The 21,031-nt window shown below is 60.7% G+C and carries 18 protein-coding genes and 1 other RNA gene; 2 read left to right on the forward strand and 17 right to left on the reverse strand.

The features are described 5' to 3' along the window. Positions 1–27: 27 nt before the first annotated feature. The 17 genes from murB to DTW90_RS01290 all read right to left on the reverse strand — a co-directional run bounded on the left by murB (position 28) and on the right by DTW90_RS01290 (position 18,430). Positions 28–1,002: a UDP-N-acetylmuramate dehydrogenase gene (murB, locus tag DTW90_RS01210; protein ID WP_149336084.1), complete on the reverse strand. Its 975-nt coding sequence runs from the start codon at positions 1,000–1,002 to the stop codon at positions 28–30. Then, on the reverse strand, positions 999–2,414 hold the full coding sequence (gene murC / locus DTW90_RS01215; protein WP_132524227.1) for a UDP-N-acetylmuramate--L-alanine ligase: 1,416 nt from the start codon (positions 2,412–2,414) through the stop codon (positions 999–1,001). The genes murB and murC overlap by 4 nt, the downstream gene beginning before the upstream one ends. Next, positions 2,411–3,535 (reverse strand): undecaprenyldiphospho-muramoylpentapeptide beta-N-acetylglucosaminyltransferase, encoded by a 1,125-nt coding sequence (gene murG / locus DTW90_RS01220; protein ID WP_132524226.1) that lies wholly within the window; start codon positions 3,533–3,535, stop codon positions 2,411–2,413. The genes murC and murG overlap by 4 nt, the downstream gene beginning before the upstream one ends. A gap of 4 nt (positions 3,536–3,539) precedes the next feature. Then, entirely contained in the window at positions 3,540–4,694 is a 1,155-nt protein-coding gene (gene ftsW, locus DTW90_RS01225; protein WP_132524225.1) for a putative lipid II flippase FtsW, read from the reverse strand. Position 4,695: 1 nt separating this feature from the next. Next, a complete protein-coding gene (murD, locus tag DTW90_RS01230; RefSeq protein WP_149336085.1) occupies positions 4,696–6,108 on the reverse strand; it encodes a UDP-N-acetylmuramoyl-L-alanine--D-glutamate ligase in 1,413 nt (470 codons plus the stop codon). Between the two features lie 7 nt (positions 6,109–6,115). Next, entirely contained in the window at positions 6,116–7,216 is a 1,101-nt protein-coding gene (gene mraY, locus DTW90_RS01235) for a phospho-N-acetylmuramoyl-pentapeptide-transferase (protein WP_132524223.1), read from the reverse strand. A gap of 24 nt (positions 7,217–7,240) precedes the next feature. Beyond that, the gene (locus DTW90_RS01240; protein ID WP_149336086.1) at positions 7,241–8,671 is read right to left on the reverse strand and encodes a UDP-N-acetylmuramoylalanyl-D-glutamyl-2,6-diaminopimelate--D-alanyl-D-alanine ligase; all 1,431 of its coding nucleotides are present in this window, start codon (positions 8,669–8,671) and stop codon (positions 7,241–7,243) included. Next, complete coding sequence (locus DTW90_RS01245) at positions 8,668–10,131, reverse strand: UDP-N-acetylmuramoyl-L-alanyl-D-glutamate--2,6-diaminopimelate ligase (RefSeq protein ID WP_149336087.1); 1,464 nt, start codon at positions 10,129–10,131, stop codon at positions 8,668–8,670. The genes DTW90_RS01240 and DTW90_RS01245 overlap by 4 nt, the downstream gene beginning before the upstream one ends. 64 nt (positions 10,132–10,195) lie before the next feature. Next, positions 10,196–11,941, reverse strand: coding sequence for a penicillin-binding protein 2 (locus DTW90_RS01250; protein ID WP_132524220.1), 1,746 nt, complete (start codon positions 11,939–11,941; stop codon positions 10,196–10,198). Beyond that, complete coding sequence (locus DTW90_RS01255) at positions 11,941–12,459, reverse strand: hypothetical protein (protein WP_132524219.1); 519 nt, start codon at positions 12,457–12,459, stop codon at positions 11,941–11,943. Before DTW90_RS01255 ends, DTW90_RS01250 begins: the two co-directional genes overlap by 1 nt. Position 12,460: 1 nt before the next feature. After that, the gene (gene rsmH / locus DTW90_RS01260; protein WP_149336088.1) at positions 12,461–13,486 is read right to left on the reverse strand and encodes a 16S rRNA (cytosine(1402)-N(4))-methyltransferase RsmH; all 1,026 of its coding nucleotides are present in this window, start codon (positions 13,484–13,486) and stop codon (positions 12,461–12,463) included. A gap of 14 nt (positions 13,487–13,500) precedes the next feature. Further along, positions 13,501–13,941, reverse strand: coding sequence for a division/cell wall cluster transcriptional repressor MraZ (gene mraZ, locus DTW90_RS01265; protein ID WP_188079885.1), 441 nt, complete (start codon positions 13,939–13,941; stop codon positions 13,501–13,503). Between the two features lie 432 nt (positions 13,942–14,373). After that, positions 14,374–14,774: RNase P RNA component class A (gene rnpB, locus DTW90_RS01270), an RNA gene on the reverse strand. A 67-nt stretch (positions 14,775–14,841) separates the two neighbouring features. After that, positions 14,842–16,035: an FAD-dependent oxidoreductase gene (locus DTW90_RS01275; RefSeq protein WP_149336090.1), complete on the reverse strand. Its 1,194-nt coding sequence runs from the start codon at positions 16,033–16,035 to the stop codon at positions 14,842–14,844. Positions 16,036–16,128: 93 nt separating this feature from the next. Beyond that, complete coding sequence (locus DTW90_RS01280; RefSeq protein ID WP_149336091.1) at positions 16,129–16,686, reverse strand: transglycosylase SLT domain-containing protein; 558 nt, start codon at positions 16,684–16,686, stop codon at positions 16,129–16,131. Between the two features lie 278 nt (positions 16,687–16,964). Further along, positions 16,965–17,726 (reverse strand): N-acetylmuramoyl-L-alanine amidase, encoded by a 762-nt coding sequence (locus tag DTW90_RS01285; protein ID WP_149336092.1) that lies wholly within the window; start codon positions 17,724–17,726, stop codon positions 16,965–16,967. Next, positions 17,723–18,430, reverse strand: coding sequence for a DnaJ family molecular chaperone (locus tag DTW90_RS01290; protein WP_132524213.1), 708 nt, complete (start codon positions 18,428–18,430; stop codon positions 17,723–17,725). Before DTW90_RS01290 ends, DTW90_RS01285 begins: the two co-directional genes overlap by 4 nt. Positions 18,431–18,742: 312 nt before the next feature. Here DTW90_RS01290 and DTW90_RS01295 point away from each other — a divergent pair, with 312 nt between their 5' ends. Together DTW90_RS01295 and DTW90_RS01300 are read left to right on the forward strand one after the other, a co-directional pair. Continuing rightward, positions 18,743–19,954 carry a pyrophosphate--fructose-6-phosphate 1-phosphotransferase gene (locus DTW90_RS01295; protein WP_149336093.1) on the forward strand — a complete coding sequence of 404 codons (1,212 nt, stop codon included), beginning with the start codon at positions 18,743–18,745 and terminating at the stop codon, positions 19,952–19,954. A 58-nt stretch (positions 19,955–20,012) separates the two neighbouring features. Then, a complete protein-coding gene (locus tag DTW90_RS01300; RefSeq protein ID WP_149336094.1) occupies positions 20,013–20,648 on the forward strand; it encodes a LysE family translocator in 636 nt (211 codons plus the stop codon). The last annotated feature ends 383 nt before the right edge of the window (positions 20,649–21,031 follow it).

Here is a 21,031-nt window from a genome sequence, read left to right on the forward strand (position 1 = left end):
CTTTCCTTTTAGGCAGTATTGAAAGCGTTATTCGCTCATCACGCCCTGGAACGGGCGGACCTCGCGACCGGGCATGAACAGGCCAAGCCGCTTGATCTCCCACTCGAGCTTGATGCCCGACTTCTCGAATACCTCGCGGCGGACTTGCTCGCCGAGATATTCGAGATCATAGCCGGTCGCCTGACCCATGTTGATCATGAAATTGCAGTGAAGCGAGGACATCTGCGCGCCGCCAATGACCAGACCGCGGCAGCCCGCTTCGTCGATCAGCTTCCAGGCGGAATGACCTTCAGGGTTCTTGAAGGTGGAACCGCCGGTCTTCTCGCGCACCGGCTGAACGGTCTCGCGGTGACTGCGCACCTCGTCCATTTCGGCCCGGATCTTCGCACGGTCCTCGGGATACCCCTCGAAAACGACGTGCGTGAAAATCAGATCGTCCGGCGCGGAAGAATGGCGATAGGTGTATCCCATCTCTGCGTTGGACAGCACCCGCTTGTTGCCCTTGCGGTCCACCGCATGAACCTCGACCACACGTTCACGGGTCTCGACACCGTTAGCGCCGGCATTCATCCGTGCCGCACCGCCGATGCCGCCGGGAATGCCGTAGTAGAAATGGAAGCCGCCGATACCGTTGTCCATCGCCATGGCGGCGACGTGCTTGTCCGGGCAGATCGCGCCGGCGATGATACGGTTTTCGCCGGCCAACTCCACCGAACCGAAGCCCTTGGCGGAAAGCCTGAGAACGACACCGGGGATCCCGCCATCGCGCACCAGGATGTTGGACCCGACGCCGACAACCGTCAGCGGAACCTCATCCGGCAGAATATTCAGAAAGGCGACGAGGTCGTCCACGTCATGTGGCTGGAACATCAGCTCCGCCAAGCCACCCGCGCGGAACCACGTCACACGGTCCATCGGAGAGTCCGGTGTCAGTCGACCCCTGATATTTTTTACGCCGTCGCCCAGGGAGGCGAGAAGCTTTTCCCCATTCACTTGTTTCATACGGACTTACCCGAGAGGCCTTCCAGTTCCTTTGGCAACGCTGCTGCCCAATACGTTATGCTGCCAGCCCCTAACAAAACCACAAAATCACCCGGACGCGCAATCTCCGCAACCATGGGTGCCAGACGATCGGGCGACGGAAGGAAGCGTGCATCACGATGGCCGCCTGCCTTGATGCGGGAAACGAGCGACTCCGAGTCCGCGCCTTCGATCGGCTCTTCGCCGGCGGAGTAGACCGGCGCGAGGAAGATGCTGTCCGCATCGTTGAAGCAGGCCGCAAATTCCTCGAAGAGGCTCGACAGGCGCGTATATCGATGCGGCTGATGGACCGCGATGATGCGCCCGGCGCAGGCTTCGCGCGCCGCCTTCAGCACAGCCTTGATCTCGACCGGATGGTGGCCGTAGTCGTCGAAGACCTTCACGCCATTCCACTCGCCCGTCAGCGTAAACCGCCGCTTCACCCCGCCGAAAGAAGCGAGGCCCTTGGCGATATTCTCGTTCGAAATGCCGAGCCTATTGGCAACCGCCACGGCTGCCGTCGCATTGGCGATATTGTGCCGCCCCGGCATCGGCATGACGAGATCGTTCAGCTCGATCACCCTGCCCGTGCGCCGCCTGCGGATTTCGACGTCGAAGAGCGAACGCGTGCCATCGATGCGTACATTCTTGAAGCGGACATCCGCCTGCGGGTTCTCGCCGTAGGTGACGACCTTGCGATCCTCGATACGACCGACGAGAGCTTGCACCTCGGGATGATCGAGGCACAGGACGCCGAAACCATAGAACGGCACATTCTCGACGAATTGCCGGAAGGCGGCGCGGACGGCATCGAAATTGCCGTAGTGATCCAGATGCTCCGGATCGATATTGGTGATGACGGCAACGTCGGCCGGCAGCTTCAGGAAGGTCCCGTCCGATTCGTCGGCCTCGACCACCATCCACTCGCCTTCGCCCATGCGCGCATTGGTGCCGTAAGCATTGATGATGCCGCCGTTGATAACCGTCGGATCGAGCCCACCGGCCTCAAGCAGCGTTGCGACCAGCGAGGTCGTCGTCGTCTTGCCATGCGTGCCGCCAATGGCGATCGCATTGCGGAAGCGCATCAATTCGGCCAGCATCTCGGCGCGGCGGACGACCGGCAGCAGCTTTTCGCGCGCGGCAATCAGTTCCGGATTGCTTTTCTTGATGGCGGTGGAAACGACAACGACTTCCGCATCGCCCAGGTTTTCGGCCTTGTGGCCGATATGGACCTCGATCCCCTTGTCACGCAACCGCTGGACGTTTGCGCTTTCCGACTGGTCCGAGCCCTGGACCCTATGGCCGAGATTGTGCAGCACCTCGGCGATGCCGCTCATGCCGATGCCGCCGATACCGATGAAATGTACAAGGCCGATAGCCTTCGGCAGCTTCATGCGCCTGCCCCCTTGAATTCTGCAATTGAACGTTTGCCCGCAATAGCCTCGACCATGTTGGCAAGCAAGCTCGCCGCGTCAGGCTTGCCGGCGAGCTTGGCCGCCGCCGCCATTTTCGCGAGCTTTTCAGGCGAGGTCATGGCACCACGCAGGATTGCAGACAGTTTTTCTGCCGAAAGTTCTGACTGGACGATGACCTTGGCTCCGCCCGTCGCTGCCAGTGCCGCCGCATTCGCCGCCTGGTCATGATCCAGAGCATAGGGATAGGGCACGAGAATGGCAGGACGTCCAATAACCGAAATTTCCGAAACGGTGGATGCTCCCGACCGGCAGACGACGAGATGGGCAGCACCAATTCGCTCCGCCATGTCGTTGAAGAACGGCGCAATCTCGACGCCCATTTCCAACCGGACGGCGCAGTTCTGGACGGTTTCCATATCCTCCGGCCGGACCTGCTGGGTGATCCGAAGCCGCTTGCGCAGATCGTCGTCCAACAGGCTGACGGCGGTCGGCACGACCTTGGAAAAATACTGCGCACCCTGGCTACCGCCGAAGACGACCAGATTGAATGGATCATTCGGGCCGGAGGGCACGTAGGGCCGCTTGGCAGCCTCGATGACCGCGGGGCGCACCGGATTGCCTGTTGTCACGGTCTTCTCGGGAAAGGCGCCGCCAGTTTCAGGAAGAAAGCCGCCGGCGATTGCCGCAACGCGCGGCGCTAAGGCCTTGTTGGCGCGGCCCATGACAGCGTTCTGCTCATGAATCATCGACGGCAAACCCATGCGCGTTGCGGCAAGCAACGGTGGAATGGTCGGATAGCCGCCAAAGCCGACGACGCATAGTGGCCGGATATTGCGCAGCAGCTTTCGCGCAGCACGCATGCCGATCCAGAGCGTCAGCAGCGAGCGCGCCAGCTTGATCGGGTTCTTGGAGCCGATCGTTGCCGATGGAACGACATGGATCTCGTCCGCCGGAAACTTGCCGGCATAGCGCTCGGCACGGCTGTCTGTGACCAGATGCACCGAATAGCCGCGTTCCTTCAACTTGTGGCCAAGCGCTTCAGCCGGGAAGACATGACCGCCCGTGCCACCGGCTGCGAGAAGAATGATACCCTTGCTCATGTGCTTACTCCGCCGGCAGGCCGTGCGTTACACGGAACAGGCTGCGCTCCTGCGCGCGCTTTTCCGGCCTATGCCGTGTGAGCGCCAGAATGAAACCTGCCGTGACGCCGATCGCCGTCATCGAGGAGCCGCCGTAGGAAATCAGCGGCAGGGTCATGCCCTTTGCCGGCAACAGCTGCAGGTTCACGCCGACATTGATGATCGACTGGATACCGATCTGCAGCACGAGGCCGGCCACCGCAAAGCGGTTGAAGTCGTTCCTTTCACGATAGGCAAGCGAAAGGCCGCGTAGCACCAGCACCGCAAAGATCAGCACCAGGGTGATGCAGAAGATAATACCGAATTCCTCGGCAGCGACAGAGAAGATGAAGTCGGTATGCGCATCCGGGATGATGCGCTTGACGATGCCCTCGCCCGGCCCGACGCCGAACCAGTTACCACGGATGATCGCCTCACGGGCCGTATCGACCTGGAACGTATCGCCCTCGCCCGTGAGGAACTTGTTTATTCGAAGCGCCACGTGCGGGAAGACATAGTACGCGCTGACGAGACCGCCGGCACCCATGCCGCCAAACACCACGATCCATAGCCAGGGCATGCCGGCCATGAAGAACATGCCGGCCCAGACCGCCGTCGTCAGAATGGTCTGACCAAGGTCGGGCTGCGCAACCAGCAGAGCCGCAACAATACCATAGAGAATGATGGCGAAGAGGTTACCGGGGATTTCCGGCTGGCGGGCGTGCTCTGCAAACAGCCAGGCGCAGACGACAACGAAGGCCGGCTTCATAAACTCGGAGGGCTGGATCGACAGGCTCGCGATGTTGACCCAGCGCCGCGATCCCTTGACCTCGACACCGAAGAACAGTGCGAACACCATCATCGCCAGCGACAGGACCAGAATGATCACCGCAGCGCGGCGTACCTGCCGGGTCGTCAGGAAAGAGAGACCGATCATCGCACCGATGGCGGGCACCAGGAATATCGCGTGGCGCTTGACGAAAAAGAAGGGCTCAAGGCCGATACGCTGCGCCACCGCCGGCGAACCGGCAAAAGAGAGCATGAAGCCGATGCCCATCAAGAGGATGAATATCGCCAGGAAAAATCGGTCGATCGTCCAGAACCAATCGGCCAGAGCCCCACGTTCCACGCGGCTTACCATCTCATTTGCCTCCTGTCGCTGAACCGATCAGCATGGTGACGTTATCGAGCGCGGCCACGTGACTGACGAATGCATCACCGCGAACTTCAAAGTTCTTATATTGGTCGAAGCTTGCGCAAGCCGGAGACAACATGACGGCGGATGGGCCGTTCTCGTCTTTCTCTGAGTCGGCTGCCGCATGCGACACGGCGCGCTCAAGCGTGCCTGATATCTCGTAAGGAACGGCTTCACCAAGCGTTGCTGCAAAAGCAGGTGCCGCCTCGCCGATCAGATAGGCCTTCACGATCCGCGGGAACACTGGCGACAGCGTCGTGATGCCACCCTCTTTCGGAAGGCCGCCGGCGATCCAGTAGATCCGGTCGTAGCTGGAAAGCGCCGGTGCGGCGGCATCGGCATTGGTCGCCTTGCTGTCGTTGACGAAGACGACATCGCCGCGGCGTCCAACGGGCTGCATGCGATGCTTCAGGCCGGGAAATGACTTTAGGCCGGCCCTGATGTCGTCAGCGGAAACTCCGACCGCAAGGCACGCGGCAATCGCGGCTGCCGCATTCTGTGCGTTGTGACTGCCGCGCAGCGTCTGGATACCCTCCAGGTCGGCGATATCGGATGTCGCACCGCTGGAAGCCTGAACAATGCGGCTGCCGTCCGCGTAAAGCCCGTCAGCCAGCACAAGACGGCGGGAGATACGCATCACTTTTACCCCGGCCCGCTCCACGCGATCTGCAATCAGCGTCGAATAGCTGTCATCAACGCCCACGACCGCGACATTGCTGCCGGCCACCAGTCGTTCCTTGATGTCGGCATAATGCTGCATCGTGCCGTGGCGGTCGAGATGGTCAGGCGTCAGGTTGAGCAGGATGCCGGCGGTAGGGTTGAGCGTCGGGGCAAGGTCGATCTGGTAGGACGAGCACTCGACCACATAGTAACGTTCGGCCTTGGGCGGCTCCAGCGTCAGGATCGCCGTACCGATATTGCCGCCGAGCTGCGTATCACGACCGCTTGCCTTCAGGATATGCGCAATCAATGCCGTCGTCGTAGACTTGCCGTTGGTGCCCGTAATCGCAATGAACGGGCAATCCGGCGCATGGGCGCGACGTTCGCGAACGAACAGCTCGACATCGCCGATGATATCGACGCCGGCAGCCCGGGCCAGATCGACGGTCCAGTGCGGCTTCGGATGCGTCAGTGGCACGCCGGGCGAGAGCACGAAGACCGAAAGAACGCTCCAGTCGATCGTCCTGAGATCGGCGGTATGGATGCCCTCGGCCGCCGCCTTCGTCACGCTATCGGGATTGTCGTCCCAGGCGGTCACGTCGGCCCCGCCGAGCATCAGCGCGCGAGCCGTGGCGAAACCCGAGCCACCCAATCCGAAGAGCGCGACCTTCTTGTCCCTGAGCGTGGTGACCGGGATCATCTCTGCCTCACCGCAGCTTCAGCGTGGAGAGGCCGACCATGGCAAGCACCACGGCAATGATCCAGAAGCGGACGACAACCTGGCTTTCCGTCCAACCCTTCTTTTCGAAGTGATGATGGATCGGCGCCATGAGGAAGACGCGGCGCTTGGTCAACTTGAAGAAACCGACCTGGATGATGACCGAAAGCGTCTCCATCACGAAGAGACCGCCGATGATCGCCATGACGATCTCATGCTTGGTGGCAACAGCCACGGTACCGATCATGCCGCCGAGCGCGAGAGAGCCGGTATCCCCCATGAAGATAGCGGCCGGCGGCGCATTGAACCACAGGAAACCAAGACCCGCCCCGATCACAGCGCCGAGCACCACTGACAGTTCGCCCGTGCCCGGAACGAAATTGATCTGCAGGTAGTTGGCGAAAACCACGTTACCGGCGAGATAGGCGATAACGCCGAAGGACGCCGCAGCAATCATCACAGGCACGATGGCAAGACCATCCAGACCGTCCGTCAGGTTGACGGCATTGCCGGCAGACACGATCACAAAGGCGCCGAACAGGACGAAGAACATCCCGAGATTGATCATGAAGTCCTTGAAGAAGGGAAAGGCGATCGAGGAGCCGAATGTCGATCCCGCCGGTCCGGACGCAAGCGCCGTCCGCATCATGAAATAGACGGCAATCGCGGCAATCAGGAACTCGATGCCAAGGCGAGCGCGGCCCGAAAAACCCTTGTCGCTCTGCTTGGTGACCTTGAGGTAATCGTCATAGAAGCCGATCGCGCCGAAACCGAGCGTCACAAGCAGCACCGCGACGACATAGACGCTGGAAAGGTCGGCCCAAAGCAGGCAGGACCCCACGATGCCGGCGATGATCATCAGCCCGCCCATGGTCGGCGTGCCGGCCTTCTTGAAGTGGGTCTGGGGGCCGTCGGCACGGATCGGCTGACCCTTGCCCTGGCGAACGCGCAGCGAAGCAATGATTCTCGGGCCGAAAAGGAAAACGATCGCAGCCGAGGTGAACAGTGCGGCCCCTGTGCGGAACGTAATGTACCTGAAAAGGTTGAAAAATTTTATATGGTCCGACAGTTCGACCAGCCAGATCAGCATTAAGAGCCCTTTCTGCAGCCCCGATTACGAATAGGGCTCCGTGTCGGAGAATGCGGGAAACTTGTCAAGCAAAGCCGCCACGATCTTCCCGAAACCCGTCCCCAGCGACGATTTCACCATCAAAACGTCGCCAGGAGCGACCGAATTGAGTACAAAAGCCGCGAGATCCTCTGTCTTCTCGCGATATTCCACATGCACGCTGTCAGGCAGAGAATCCCTCAGCGCTGCCATCTCGGGACCGGCGAGCCAGACATGCTCGATCCCGGCAGTCAGCAGGGGCCCTGCAAGATCGGCATGAACCTTCTGCGCGTATTCTCCCATCTCCAGCATGTCGCCGAGAACGGCGATCCGTCGGCTTCTGCCCTCGGAGGCGGCGGCAAGCAAGGCAATGGCGGCCCGCATGGATGCGGGATTGGCGTTGTAGCTTTCATCGATCAGCGTGAACTGGCCGTGGCCGATCGCAAGCTTGTGCCGCTTGCCCCTGCCCTTTTCCGCCTTCAACGTCGCAAGTGCTGCAATCGCCTCGTCGAGGTTGGCGCCAACCAGCGTCACCGCGCCGAGCACCGCAAGCGCATTTTCCGCTATGTGGCGGCCGGGCGCCCCAAGCACGATCTCGACGGTCTCGCCACCGAGCGTCAGCCAAAGCGCCGAATTCTCTTCCGAGCCGTTGAACTCAGCCAGGCGGAAATCCGCCTTGGCATGCTGGCCGAAAGTATGAATGTTCTCGACACCAACGGCCTGGGCAGAGCGATCGAGGAAATTGAACTGGTCGTTATCCCGATTGAGAATGACATGACCACCGGGAACGAGGCCCTCGAATATCTCAGCCTTTGCTGCAGCAATTTCCTTTATGCTCTTGAAATTGCCAAGATGTGCCGGCGCGATCGTCGTAATGATCGCAACATGCGGCGACACCATCTTCACCAGCGGACGAATCTCGCCGGGATGGTTCATGCCGATTTCGAAGACACCGAAATCCGTATCCCGCGGCATGCGCGCCAGCGTCAGCGGCACGCCCCAGTGATTGTTGAAGGAAGCGACCGACGCATGCACCTTGCCAGAGGGGCTGAGAACATGCCGCAGCATCTCCTTCGTCGTCGTCTTGCCGACGGAACCCGTGACCGCGATGATCTTGGCGGCCGTCCGCTGCCGGGCGGCAACACCAAGTCTTGCCAGCGCATCGAGCACGTCTTCCACGACGATCATCGGTATGGTCAGCCGGCCCATGGCCGGAAGCCGCGCTTCGCTGACCACGAGCAGTGCCGCACCATTCGCCATCGCCATGCTGGCATAGTCGTGGCCGTCGACGCGATCGCCCTTGATAGCGAAGAAGGCCTCGCCCGGCGCGATCGAACGGCTATCGATGGAAATACCCGTAATGCCCTCAGGCAGTGTCCCGAAGGGACGACCTGCCATGGCGGCGACCATGTCTTCGGATGTCCACAACCAGCTCACGACTTAAGCTCCTCCAGCGCCTTGCGCACTTCGGCATGGTCGGAGAAAGGCAAGGTGACGCTTCCGATCGTCTGCCCCTCCTCGTGTCCCTTGCCGGCGACGATCAGCGTATCGCCCGATTTCAGCATCCCAACAGCCTCGCGGATCGCGGCCGCCCTGTCGCCGATCTCGGTGGCGCAAGCAGCAGCAGCCATGATCTCGGCGCGGATGGCCGCTGGCTCCTCCGAGCGCGGATTGTCGTCCGTGACGATGACGGTGTCGGCCAGCCTGCAGGCGATCTCGCCCATGATCGGTCGTTTCCCGCGATCACGATCCCCGCCGCAGCCGAAGACGACGATGACGCGCCCCGTTGTGAAGGGCCTGACCGAGGTCAGCACGTTTTCAAGCGCGTCCGGCTTGTGGGCGTAATCGACATAGGCAAGCGCGCCGTCTTTCGTATGGCCGACCAGCTCCAGCCGGCCGGAGGCGCCCTGCAATTTTTCGAGTGCGGCCATGGCGACCGAAGCCGGAACGCCGGTCGATATCGCGAGGCCGGCGGCGACCAGCGCGTTGGCGATCTGGAAATCACCAGCCAGCGGAATATGGACCTCGAAAATATCATCGCCGATGTGAACTTCGGCGACCTGCTTGTGGCGGAAATGCTCGACGCGCTTCAGCGTTAGGAAACCACCCCTGCGGCCGACAGTGCGCACATCATGCCCCGTGGCCGAAGCGACGGCGACCGCCTTATCCGACCAGGCGTCATCGGCGAAGATGACTGCCGGCGAGCCCTTGGGCAGCAGCGCCTCGAACAGCCGCATCTTCGCGGCCATGTAGTCCTCGACGGTCGGATGATAATCCATGTGGTCGCGGCCGAGATTGGTGAAGGCTGCGGCAGACAGCTTCACGCCGTCGAGGCGAAACTGGTCGAGACCGTGGCTGGAAGCCTCCATCGCCGCATGGGTGACGCCTTCATCCGCCAATTCCGCCAGCAACTGGTGCAGTGAAACCGGATCGGGCGTCGTCAGGGAACCATAGTCGTTGCGGCTTGGGGAAATGACACCGGTCGTGCCGATCATGGCGGCGGGATGGCCCGCGTGCGCCCAGATCTGGCGCGTGAAGGAGGCAACCGAGGTCTTGCCGGCCGTGCCGGTCACGGCGACCATCGTCTCAGGTTGCTTGCCATAGAGGCGGGAAGCAGCCACGGCCAGCAGCCGGCGCGGCTCGGAAACGGTCAGAACAGGAACATTGCCGGCCTCTGCTGCATGGGCTGCAAAGATGACGGCAGCGCCGCGGGCAGCTGCATCGGCAATAAAACTCGCGCCATCCGCCTTGCTGCCCGCAACGGCCACAAAGGCCATTCCGGGCGTGATCTTGCGGCTGTCGGCGGACAGACCCTTGACGTCCAGATCGCCGAGTGCCCCGCCCACTTGGCCGTTGAGATCCGGAAACCCTTCTCCGGTGAGATCGCGCAGTTTCATCGAATGTACTTTTCTCTTCTGGCCGCTTCACCCCCTGCGAATCGGCCGTTTCATTCATTCATTCTCAATAAGACACCAGCAAGGCGGAGCTATCATCCCCGAACTTCGTCTGTACACCGAGAATCGAAGCAGCGCGCTGAATGATATCACGAGCAATAGGCGCTGCCGTATAGGCCGAGATCGTGCCGCCATGCTCGCCCGTCTTCGGCTCGTCGCAGAATGTCAGGACCACATATTGCGGGTCGTCGATCGGGAAGGCCGCAAGGAAAGTATTGAAGTTCAGCGTGTGCGAATAGCGGCCATTGACGACCTTGTCGGCCGTTCCCGTCTTGCTGCCGACGTCGAAGCCAGGAACACGCGCCGCCTTGCCCGAGCCCTTGGAGCCGTTGAAATCCAGCAGGAAGCGAATGTCGTCGCTCGTGCTCTTCTTGACGACCATCCTGGCAATCTGGTCCGCCTCGTCGCGCGAACGCGGCAGGAAGGTCGGCTGGATCAGCCGGCCGCCATTGACGAGCGCGGCGCCTGCGACCGCCGTCTGTAGCGGTGTCGTCGAGACGCCGTGGCCGAAGGAGATCGTAATGGAGTTGATCTTCTTCCAGACATGCGGCTGGCTCGGCATCTTCACCTCGGGAAGCTCCGTGTCCAGCTTGGTTAGCAGGCCCATGCGCGTCAGGAACTCCTTGTGGACGTCTATGCCCATCAAGTCCGCGATCTTGGCCGTGCCGATATTCGACGAATACTGGAAGATTTCCGGAACGGTCAGCACCCGATGCTGGCCATGGAAGTCATGGATGGTAAAGCCGCCGATGCGGATCGGGTTGGTGGCGTCGAAGGCATCGCGCAGGGTCACCCTGCCTGAATCGAGCGCCATCGCCATCGTGAAGGTCTTGAAGGTCGACCCCATTTCGAACGTGCCGTTCGACATGCGGTTCAGCCAGCCCTCTTCGCCGCCGGCGGTCGGATCGTTCGGATCGAAATCGGGCGCCGAGGCCATGGCCAGCACTTCGCCGGTACGGGCATCAAGCACGACCGCGCCGGCGCCCTTTGCCTGGAAATTGGTGACCGCATTGGCGACGGCGTCACGAGCGATGTCCTGGACGCGCAGATCGATCGAGAGCTTGACCGGCTCCAGCGGCTGGTCGCTGGTCATGCCGACGGCGGCGAGATCGGCGAGCCCCTCGTCGTCGATATATCTCTCCATCCCGGCAACGCCGCGGTTGTCGATGTTGACGTAACCGAGAATGTGCGCGGCAGTAGGACCGCCTGGATAGAAGCGACGCTTCTCCGGCCTAAAACCGATGCCGGGAATGCCGAGCGCAAGAATCTGGCTCTGCTGCTTCGGCGTCAGCTGCCGACGCAGCCACTGGAAATGCGACTTGTTGGAAAGCTTGCGGTAGGTGCCCCTGGCATCGAGGTCGGGCAGGACGGTCTGCAGTTTTTCGACGGCCTCGTCTGCATCGACGATCTTGTTCGGTTCGGCAAAGAGGGAGACCGTGCGGATGTCCGTCGCCAGCAGCGCGCCGTTTCGATCGACGATGTCGGGTCGCGAGGCCATCAGGCGATCCGGCGGCAGGATGCTCGATGTCGTCTCCGGCTCTCTCATCGCGAATTCGACCAGACGTCCACCAATGACGCAGTAGATGACGCCGAAACTGGCGATCAGCAGGACGACGCGGCTCCTGGCCTGTTTCGCCTTGCGCTTGCGCGAGCCCTCGACGGCGGACGCATATGCGTCGCTTGGACGATTATCTACCCCGGTCGAAAAATGTGCCTTGCTCTTCAGGATCATGATGCGAGAGAGAAAGGCCATCAGCGCTTCACCGATCCTGTTGAAATATTGTCCGTCTTGCCTGCCGGGCGCTTGATCAGCCCCGTCGCCTTGGCGACCGGCTTCGGCGCCGGCTTCGAAGCGACGTCGGCGATCACGGCGCGGATTTCCGCGTCGGTGGCATCGCCGTTCTTGGCGGCGAGACTTCCCTTAGTCGGCTTAGCCGGCGCAACATTCTTCGTATCCGCCACGACAGGCGGCGGAGGAAGCTGCGAACGCAGCATCGGCAATTCGTTTGGCTGCGCCAGCGATGTGGAAATGGTCGGCTGCAGCTTCAGATCGTCATTATAGATGTTGACGAGCTTCTCGAGCCGGTTGGGCTGGACCACCAGCGCCCAGTCCGCCTTCAGGAGCTCGATCGTATCCTTTTCGAGCTTGATCTCGGACTCGAGGTGATGAACTTCCTCGAGCTTCAACTCGGCGCGATGCTTGATCGTATAGGTAACGGTCGCCGCTGCCGTCATGACGCCGATGAGCACGATGTCGAAGGTTCTCAGCATCCTAGGCTCCGAGCTTTCCGAGACTTGCGAGATTGGGCAGGTCGAAAATCGAAAGATCGGCAGCTTCGGCGGCAGCCTGCGTCCGCAGGCCGGCACGCAGCTTGGCCGAACGCGCACGCGGATTGGCCTCGGCCTCCGCTTCGCTCGCGCTCACCATCTGCCTTCCGATCGCCTCGAAAGTCGCCGCACGCTCGTGAACGACGGGCAGATGGCGCGAACCGGAAGCCCGCCCAGAACGATCCGAGAAGAACTTCTTGACGATGCGATCCTCCAGCGAATGGAAGGTGACAACGACAAGCCGGCCGCCAGGCTTCAGCGACCGCTCGGCGGCAAACAGTGCCTGCGCCAGTTCTCCCAGCTCGTCATTGACGAAGACACGCAACGCCTGAAAAACACGCGTTGCCGGATGAATCTTGTCCTTCATCTTGCGAGGCGTCACGATTTCGATGAGGCCAGCGAGATCGCGGGTCGTCTCGAACGGCTTTTCCGCACGCTTCTTCTCGATTGCATGAGCGATGCGCGGGGCCTGACTTTCCTCGCCGAGAAAATGAAAAATGCGAATGAGGTCGGCGACCTTGGCACGGTTGACGACGTCGGCGGCAGAAACGCCCGACGCCGACATGCGCATGTCGAGCGGCCCATTCTTCTGGAAGGAAAATCCGCGCTCGGCCTCGTCGATCTGCATCGAGGAGACGCCGATATCGAGCACGACACCGTCCAGACCGCCCTCAGGCGCATGGTTCGCAAGATCGGAAAACTGCGAATGAATGAGGGAAAGATGACCGCCATGCGCAGCCACCATGGCCTGACCCGCGGCGATCGCCGTCGGATCGCGATCCAGCGCAATCACATCGGCACCCGCCGCCAGAATAGCTGACGTGTAGCCGCCGGCACCAAAGGTCCCGTCGAGGATGATCTTGCCGGGGGCAGGCTGCAGTGCCTGCAGCACCTCGGAAAGAAGAACCGGAATGTGACGAACCGGTCCGCCACCGGCATCAGTAGAACCTCCGCCAGGATTCGCCACCATTCCGATTCCCCATCTCAGTTCGAGCGCCCGCCCACCGGCCTGCGCCCCTCTCTTGCCTGCGACTGCCGCACCTGGAATTCCTCCGGGCGCCACAGCTGAAAATGATCCGCTCGACCGACGAAGGCCACCTCGTTCGTGATGCCGGTGAAATCCCGGATGAAATCCGTGACCATCAACCGACCCTCGGCGTCGAGCTTCATGAAGACCCCGCCCCCATGAATGAGGAGCGACATCTGATTTGCCTCCGGCGAAAAAGGATCCTCCGCCGCAATCTGACGCTCGAACCGATCCAGCAATTCCAGGCCGCCGATGCTGATCGCCGGAAACACGAAATCCTGAAAGCAGTAAAGCTCCCGGATATTGCGCTCGGCCAGCACGGAACGGAACACCGAAGGCACGGAAACCCGCCCCTTGGCATCGATCCTGTTGGTCGCATTCGACAGGAAGCGGTTCATCACGCGAAACACCCGTTCCCAATGACTTCAGGGCAGTCACCCGCCCCTCGGCACGGTCACTACAACAACCGGCAAAACCGGACACAGCTTCGCTAGCCGCAAGGGCGAATACCCTCTCGGCACTCCCGACCTGGGAGCCCTTTCCGCTTTGCGATGAATGGGCAGTGAATTGCCCCTGTGCAGTGTTGTTATGGGATACCATGGGACCATATGGGCGTCAATGGGATACGACCACGCCGAAGCGGTCGCAGCTATGAATATTCATAAGCCGTTAAGTTTAACGAAAGGTTAGGATCAGCTTTGCGATCGCTCCGAAATGAGCTTCGCTTTGGAACCGCAAGGCTCTGTATTCAAAGGGAAAGGCCGCGAATTTCAGCGGGCTTTCCGAAGTTGCGCCGGAGGTCTGGTGACAACCACGGGGGCAAGAGATAATTCGCCAGTTGGCCTGTAAGCCGGGTTCTGTATGGCTCCGGTGCGAACCGGAACGTGGCAGCCATTCATCTGGGACGACGCTTGCGCGCCGCCTCGTGCAACCCACCCGGATGACCGGCCCGGAAACGGGCTGGAGCGCTTGCGCGCACCACGTCATCCCTATTCGGTTTTGCTCCCGGTGGGGTTTACCGTGCCGTCGCTGTTGCCAGAGACGCGGTGGGCTCTTACCCCACCCTTTCACCCTTACCCGATCCGATGGACCGGGCGGTTTGCTTTCTGTGGCACTTTCCCTGAGGTCGCCCTCGCCGGACGTTATCCGGCACCGTGTTTCCGTGGAGCCCGGACTTTCCTCCCCTCACCGCCTTTCGGCATTGGTGAAGCGCGGCTGCCCGGCCAACTGGCAGGGGCTCATTAGCCGAGACGAACCGCAATTGCCACCGAAATATGCCGGCTTCACGCCGGCATCCATCAATCGCGGAAATAGGCTGCAAAATCCGTTTTGTAGCCCTGATCCTTGATTCGACCTTCGAGCAGCAGCTCGGCGCCGAGCCTGCCGATCTCATCGGAGCTTTTCGCCGATGTCCCCGCGCAGCCCGTCATGACCGCAATGCGCGGCGAAGACGTATAGGCGATCATCGGATAGGTGCTGCGCGAATAGGAGGTCACGCAGGAGGCCGTCGATATGGAGAGCGGCGTGAGATCGGGTATCAGCTTGCGAATGATCCGGGTCAGATGCTCACGCACATGCGGACGGCCGTCGGTGCGGAACCAGGCGCGCAGCGCTTCATCGCTGTCCAGCTCGAAATCATCAGGATCGCCGCCGATCTTGATATAGAGCTTGCCATCGGGATAGCGGATCGGCGGCAGCAGGTAGATGCTGTCGACGGGATTGGCATCCTCCGTGATGACAGACGGCATGCCGGCATATGTCTGCGCATCCTCTTGGCTGATCTCGAAATAGACGACCGTGCGGCCTCGAACCTTCATCTCAACTGGCTCAGCCAAGAGATTCTGCGTAATGGAGAATCCGCCCGCTGCCGAAAGCACCTTCTCCGCCCGATAGGTCTTTCCCTCGACTGTCGTCACCACGACCAGTCCATCCTCGTCGCGGATGCTCTTGACGATATCCTTGATGACAGTGGCGCCGGCCTTCTCGGCCAGTAGCGACTGGGCCTTCACCAGCCTGCGCGGGCTGATATGGCCGGCATTCCTGGGCTCGTAGACGCCTTCGCTTGCCTGGTCGAATGCGAAATAGGGAAACTTCGCCTTCAGGCCGCCACCGTCTAGAACGTCGATCCGCGCCTGCAGCTGCTGCGAGGCGTCAACGACGTCGGCGACGAAAGGATTGCTGCCGCCGCGCTTCGGCCCGACCAGAAGGCAGCCGGTCTCCGAGTAGAACTGGATACCGCTTTCCTGCTCGATCTCTGCGTAGCGCGCGATGGAGCGGTTGGCGAGCCTTGCCCAATCCGCGTCCTGATCGATCGTGCGGGTGATACGGCCTTCATCGTAATGGCTGGCAAAAACACCTGTGTGGTTCTTGCGGTCCTCCGGCTCATTCGGGCCGATGACCGCGACGCCATCCGTCTGCTTTGCCAGATGCCGTGCCGCTGCCGCCCCCATCATGCCGCGCCCGACAATGATGTATTTGAAATCCGCTGCCATGCTTCGCCCTCATCAATGTTTCGATTGGGATAGCATGGCAAACCATCGGATTCATCACTTTAAAGCAACCACGCAGCGCCTTGCTTTGACTCCTCAATCGAGGAGCGCCAGCACCTTGCCGCAATAGGCCTGAGAAACCGGGTTCATGCGCGTAGCAGCGTGGCCGGCATTGTATTTCAGGATGGTGTTGCAGGTCGGGCCGCCGCCGAGCAGCTGCGCCTTGGCGAGATAAAGCATGCCGTACTTGATGTTGGTTTCCGGATCATAGAGCCCCTTGGCGGAGCCACGGTAGCCCATCAGCTTCGCAGTCGCAGGCTTTATCTGCATCAGGCCGATTTCGCCGGCGCTGCCGCGCTTCCTGGGATTGAAGTTGCTTTCGATATGAACCACCGCTGTGGCGAGCTCGACTGGCACGCCGTTGAGCTTGGCATATTGGCCGATCAGCTGCGAGTAAGGGGTATCCATCGTGATCGTGACGCCGGGATTGAGAGCGGCCGTGTTTACCGGTGAAGTGGCATAGCCCGTGCTACGGGTGACGACCTTGAGGGATTTCGTTTCGATCTTTTCCTGGCGAGGCCCTGCAAACGCACAATTGTACCCTGTCAGCAGCATGCCGATGCATGCCGCAGCCGCAATAATCAATTTTTTCATGCAGTCTTTAGTCTCCGAGCGTGGGACAGCTGGAGAGCACACGACTTCTCCTGTTCGGACGCCAGCTTGGGAGCAGCCGGCGTGCCGCAACGATCCCCGTTATTCGATTTACGACCGCACCCAGACAAACAAAATAGGGTTGTGCGGTCGCCGTTAAGCGAGCGTCGTTAGACCATCGTAATGAGGAAATAATAGGGAAATGATGTGGCGGATCACAGCGTTAGCGATTTCTCAATCTTTTGCTGCCGTATCGCCTGTGGGAGAAGGCGCAACTTACGCTAGGCAAAGCGCGGCAGTGCAGACAGCAATCGATGCAGCGTATCGATCGTCGAAAAATCGGCGATTCCATCGACGCGTTCCTGCCGGAAATGCTGCTGGAATGCGATCAGCTCGCCTTCAAGCCGGTCGGAAAATTCGCCATTGATTTCCGTCCCGTAACCATAAATCGAAAGCATGGACTGTAGGGCTTCGATCGGCTGGCCGACGTCGCCCTTCTGGAAAAAACGACCGCCGGTGATCGGAGCCGGTTCCACCCAGTGGCCGACACCTGCCGCATGCAGTTTTCCCCAGGGAAACTTTTCGCCCGGATCGACCTTGCGAATGGGTGCTATATCGGAGTGACCAAGCACCCGCTCCGGCGCGATGGCCCAACGATCGCCGCAGTCGCGACACAATTCGATCACCGAATCTATCTGCGCAGCGGGGAAATCGGGCAGCCCGCCGGGATGGCCGGCATTGGCGATCTCGATCCCGATCGACATCGAATTGATGTCGCCCTCGTTCTGCCAGGTCCCCTTGCCCGCGTGCCATGCGCGACGCTCTTCCGGCACAAGCTGAAGGACGCGGCCATCCTCGTGGACAAAGTAATGGCTCGATACCTGGCTTTCCTCGCGACACAGCCAATCGAGCGCACCATCTGCGCTGCCCATGCCGGTGTAATGAAGAAGGATCATGTCCGGCTTGCGACCTGCTGCCCGCTCGCCGTGGTTCGGCGACGGCTGAACCGTCGCCTTGGCATAGTCGGCCTTGAAGGCAGTCATGCGGCCCGGCGTTCTTTCTCGATTTCGGCATAGGCTGCGTTGAGTGCCGCCATGCGCTCATTGGCGATGACATGGAACTCTTCCGGCACGCCACGCGACACGAGACGGTCGGGATGGTGTTCGTAGACCAACCCGTGATAACGGCGCCGGATCGTCTTGAAATCGTCCGACGGTGAAACGCCGAGCACCTTATAGGGATCACGGCCGACATGAACGTGGCGAGCCATGATCTGCTCGAACCGGCCCTCGTTCATCTTGAAGATCTCGGCGACATGCGCAAGGAACGCCAGTTCCTTCTCATGGATCGAGCCGTCGGCCTTGGCAATGTGGAACAGCCCGTCCAGCACGTCTTCCAGCACAGGGCAGTTCTTCGCGCAGGTGACGCAAAGCGAAGAAAGCTTCTCGGCATAGGCCTCGTAGCCGGCAACGTCCTGGCGCGCCAGATTGTAAAGGCGGGCGACGTTCTTGGCCTGATCAGGGGGGAATTCGAAGATATCGCGGAACGCCTGGACCTCTTTTTCGGTGACAACGCCGTCCGCCTTCGCCATCTTGGCCGAAAGCGCGATGATCGCGACGGAGAAAGCCACCTTTCGGCGGGTCTCCGGATCACCTTCGAACAGCGTGCGTATAGCCTCTACCACCGACGACAATGCGTTGCCGGCGGTCTCGCTGACGGCGTTCAGCAATTTTTCCCAAAAAGACATGGCGCTTCGACCGCTCTCCTTAATAAAGAACACCTTGACCAAATAATGGTTGCGATTGCAAGCAGTCCATTGGTCGCAAGTCCGAAAACACTTTTCACAAATTTGTAACGATGCGGCTTGGCTGGCCCATATTATAGAGCCCTTCCCCAGTGGAGTGAGAAGGTAGCAAGGGAATGCCTTCAGAGGCTCGCCTGCTTCTTTGCAGCGGATGAGCCGCTTTCTTAAATTCTTTACTTTACAGCCACCAATCCCTGTCGCATCCATGCGGGCATCACTGTCAAATGACGCAGTCGTGCTGCTCTAGGAGGGACTATGGCCAAACAGAAAGTCGCAATGCTCACCGCTGGCGGACTGGCGCCCTGCCTCTCTTCCGCGGTCGGTGGCCTTATCGAGCGCTACAGCGACGTGGCGCCGGATATCGAAATGGTCGCCTATCGCTCCGGCTACCAGGGCGTCCTGCTCGGCGACAGCATCAAGATCACCCCGGCCATGCGCGAGAAAGCGCATCTGCTGCACCGCTACGGCGGCTCGCCCATCGGCAACAGCCGCGTGAAGCTCACCAACACCGCCGACCTCGTCAAGCGCGGCATGGTCAAGGACGGGGAAAACCCGCTGAGGGTCGCGGCGGAACGCCTCGCCTCCGACGGCATCACCATTCTCCACACGATCGGCGGCGACGACACCAATACGACAGCAGCCGACCTTGCCGCCTATCTCGGCGCCAACGGCTACGACCTGACCGTCGTCGGCCTGCCGAAGACGGTCGACAACGACGTCGTGCCGATCCGCCAGTCGCTCGGCGCCTGGACGGCGGCCGAAGTCGGCGCTCACTTCTTCGACAACGTCAGCAACGAGCAGACGGCGGCGCCGCGCACGCTGGTCATTCATGAAGTCATGGGCCGCCATTGCGGCTGGCTGACAGCAGCAACTGCCCGCGCCTATATCCAGAAGACGAATTCCTACGAATATGCCGAAGGCTTCATGATGAGTGCCGAGTTGAAGAACATCGACGGCATCTATCTGCCGGAAATGGCCTTCAACATAGAAGAGGAAGCAGACCGCCTGAAGGCGATCATGGAAAAGACCGGCCATGTCACCCTCTTCGTCTCTGAAGGTGCCGCCCTCGACGCCATCGTCTCCGAGCGTGAAGCCGCCGGCGAAACCATCAAGCGCGACGCATTCGGCCATGTGAAGATCGACACGATCAATGTCGGCAACTGGTTCCAGAAGCAGTTCGCCGGCCTGATTGGCGCCGAACGCTCGATGGTGCAGAAGTCGGGCTACTTCGCCCGCTCCGCGCCGGCGAACGGCGAGGATTTGCGACTCATCCAGGGGATGGTCGATCTCGCAGTCGAAAGCGCCCTCAATAAAGTCTCCGGCGTGACCGGCCACGACGAAGGTCAGAACGGCAAGCTGCGCACCATCGAATTCCCGCGCATCAAGGGCGGAAAGCATTTCGACATATCCGTCAAATGGTTCGCCGATGTGATGGTGCATGTGGGTCAAAAATACCGGGAAGCATGATTGACGGATCATAAAGACGATGTCTTTGCTGGCGGCGAATAGGAATTAGGAGGATTCCATGCCGATCGAAACGTGGCTCGCTTTCGCCGCCGCATCCGCCATCATGCTGGCCATTCCAGGCCCGACCATTCTCCTCGTGGTCTCCTACGCCCTCGGTCACGGCCGCAAGACGGCTCTTGCGACGGTGACCGGCGTGACGCTTGGCGATTTTACCGCCATGACGGCCTCGCTGGCGGGCCTCGGCGCGCTGCTCGCCGCCTCTGCATCGCTGTTTACGATTCTTAAGATGATCGGCGCTGCCTACCTCGTTTTCCTCGGCGTTAAGCTTTGGAGAGCCCCAATTGTTACAGGCCCGATGGGTGACAACGACAACCTTCCAGAGGAAAAACCCCTCAAGATTCTGGTGCACGCTTACATTGTAACGGCACTCAATCCCAAGAGCATCGTCTTCTTCATTGCCTTCGTGCCGCAGTTCCTCGACCTCAACAGGCCGTTCATCCCACAAACCATTGCTTTGGAAGCAACTTTCCTCACCCTGGCGGCGCTGAATTCGCTGGTTTACGTCTTTGTGGCGGACATGGCGCGGGGCGTTATCCGCAAGGCCAGCGTGCAGCGCGCCGTCAACCGGACAGGCGGAACGCTCCTGATCGCAGCCGGCGCCGTCACCGCCGGATATCGCAGAATGGCCGCCTGAACGCCTTGCCTGCTTGCGGCCCGTTCACGAATAGGTTAATGGGGGATTTATTAATTTATTGTCCCTGTGACTGAATTGCATCGCCGGGGGGCGAGATTTTCGAAAGTGACAGAATGGTAGCGATCGGATTTTCCAGCCTGAAGCGCAGCGTCGCGATGTCAGCGATCCTGTGCGGTGCGCTCGCCGGGTGTGCAAGCACCCAGCAGCAGACGTCCCAGGCAGGACTTTCGCCGGCACAATCCAACATGCCGCATCCGGTTGCCGGTTCGGCTGTAGCCGGAAATACAGCACTCCCCGGTGTGTCCAACACAGCTGCCCCCGGTACGGCTGTCGTAAGCGCCTCCGCTAACCCGGCCCAGCCGACAACACTTGCAGCGCAGCCT

Source organism: Neorhizobium sp. P12A (assembly GCF_008365395.1).
In the GTDB taxonomy this organism is placed as follows: domain Bacteria; phylum Pseudomonadota; class Alphaproteobacteria; order Rhizobiales; family Rhizobiaceae; genus Rhizobium.

Excerpts from the sequence above, each read along its gene's own strand:
- rsmH (WP_149336088.1), bottom strand. The coding sequence starts at position 13,486 with ATGGTGGCGAATCCTGGCGGAGGTTCTACTGATGCCGGTGGCGGACCG.
- DTW90_RS01245 (WP_149336087.1), bottom strand. The coding sequence starts at position 10,131 with ATGAAACTGCGCGATCTCACCGGAGAAGGGTTTCCGGATCTCAACGGC.
- murB (WP_149336084.1), bottom strand. The coding sequence starts at position 1,002 with ATGAAACAAGTGAATGGGGAAAAGCTTCTCGCCTCCCTGGGCGACGGC.
- mraZ (WP_188079885.1), bottom strand. The coding sequence starts at position 13,941 with ATGAACCGCTTCCTGTCGAATGCGACCAACAGGATCGATGCCAAGGGG.
- murD (WP_149336085.1), bottom strand. The coding sequence starts at position 6,108 with ATGATCCCGGTCACCACGCTCAGGGACAAGAAGGTCGCGCTCTTCGGA.
- mraY (WP_132524223.1), bottom strand. The coding sequence starts at position 7,216 with ATGCTGATCTGGCTGGTCGAACTGTCGGACCATATAAAATTTTTCAAC.
- murC (WP_132524227.1), bottom strand. The coding sequence starts at position 2,414 with ATGAAGCTGCCGAAGGCTATCGGCCTTGTACATTTCATCGGTATCGGC.
- DTW90_RS01285 (WP_149336092.1), bottom strand. The coding sequence starts at position 17,726 with ATGACTGCCTTCAAGGCCGACTATGCCAAGGCGACGGTTCAGCCGTCG.
- DTW90_RS01255 (WP_132524219.1), bottom strand. The coding sequence starts at position 12,459 with ATGCTGAGAACCTTCGACATCGTGCTCATCGGCGTCATGACGGCAGCG.
- DTW90_RS01280 (WP_149336091.1), bottom strand. The coding sequence starts at position 16,686 with ATGAAAAAATTGATTATTGCGGCTGCGGCATGCATCGGCATGCTGCTG.
- DTW90_RS01290 (WP_132524213.1), bottom strand. The coding sequence starts at position 18,430 with ATGTCTTTTTGGGAAAAATTGCTGAACGCCGTCAGCGAGACCGCCGGC.
- DTW90_RS01275 (WP_149336090.1), bottom strand. The coding sequence starts at position 16,035 with ATGGCAGCGGATTTCAAATACATCATTGTCGGGCGCGGCATGATGGGG.
- murG (WP_132524226.1), bottom strand. The coding sequence starts at position 3,535 with ATGAGCAAGGGTATCATTCTTCTCGCAGCCGGTGGCACGGGCGGTCAT.
- DTW90_RS01250 (WP_132524220.1), bottom strand. The coding sequence starts at position 11,941 with ATGGCCTTTCTCTCTCGCATCATGATCCTGAAGAGCAAGGCACATTTT.
- DTW90_RS01295 (WP_149336093.1), top strand. The coding sequence starts at position 18,743 with ATGGCCAAACAGAAAGTCGCAATGCTCACCGCTGGCGGACTGGCGCCC.
- DTW90_RS01300 (WP_149336094.1), top strand. The coding sequence starts at position 20,013 with ATGCCGATCGAAACGTGGCTCGCTTTCGCCGCCGCATCCGCCATCATG.
- ftsW (WP_132524225.1), bottom strand. The coding sequence starts at position 4,694 with ATGGTAAGCCGCGTGGAACGTGGGGCTCTGGCCGATTGGTTCTGGACG.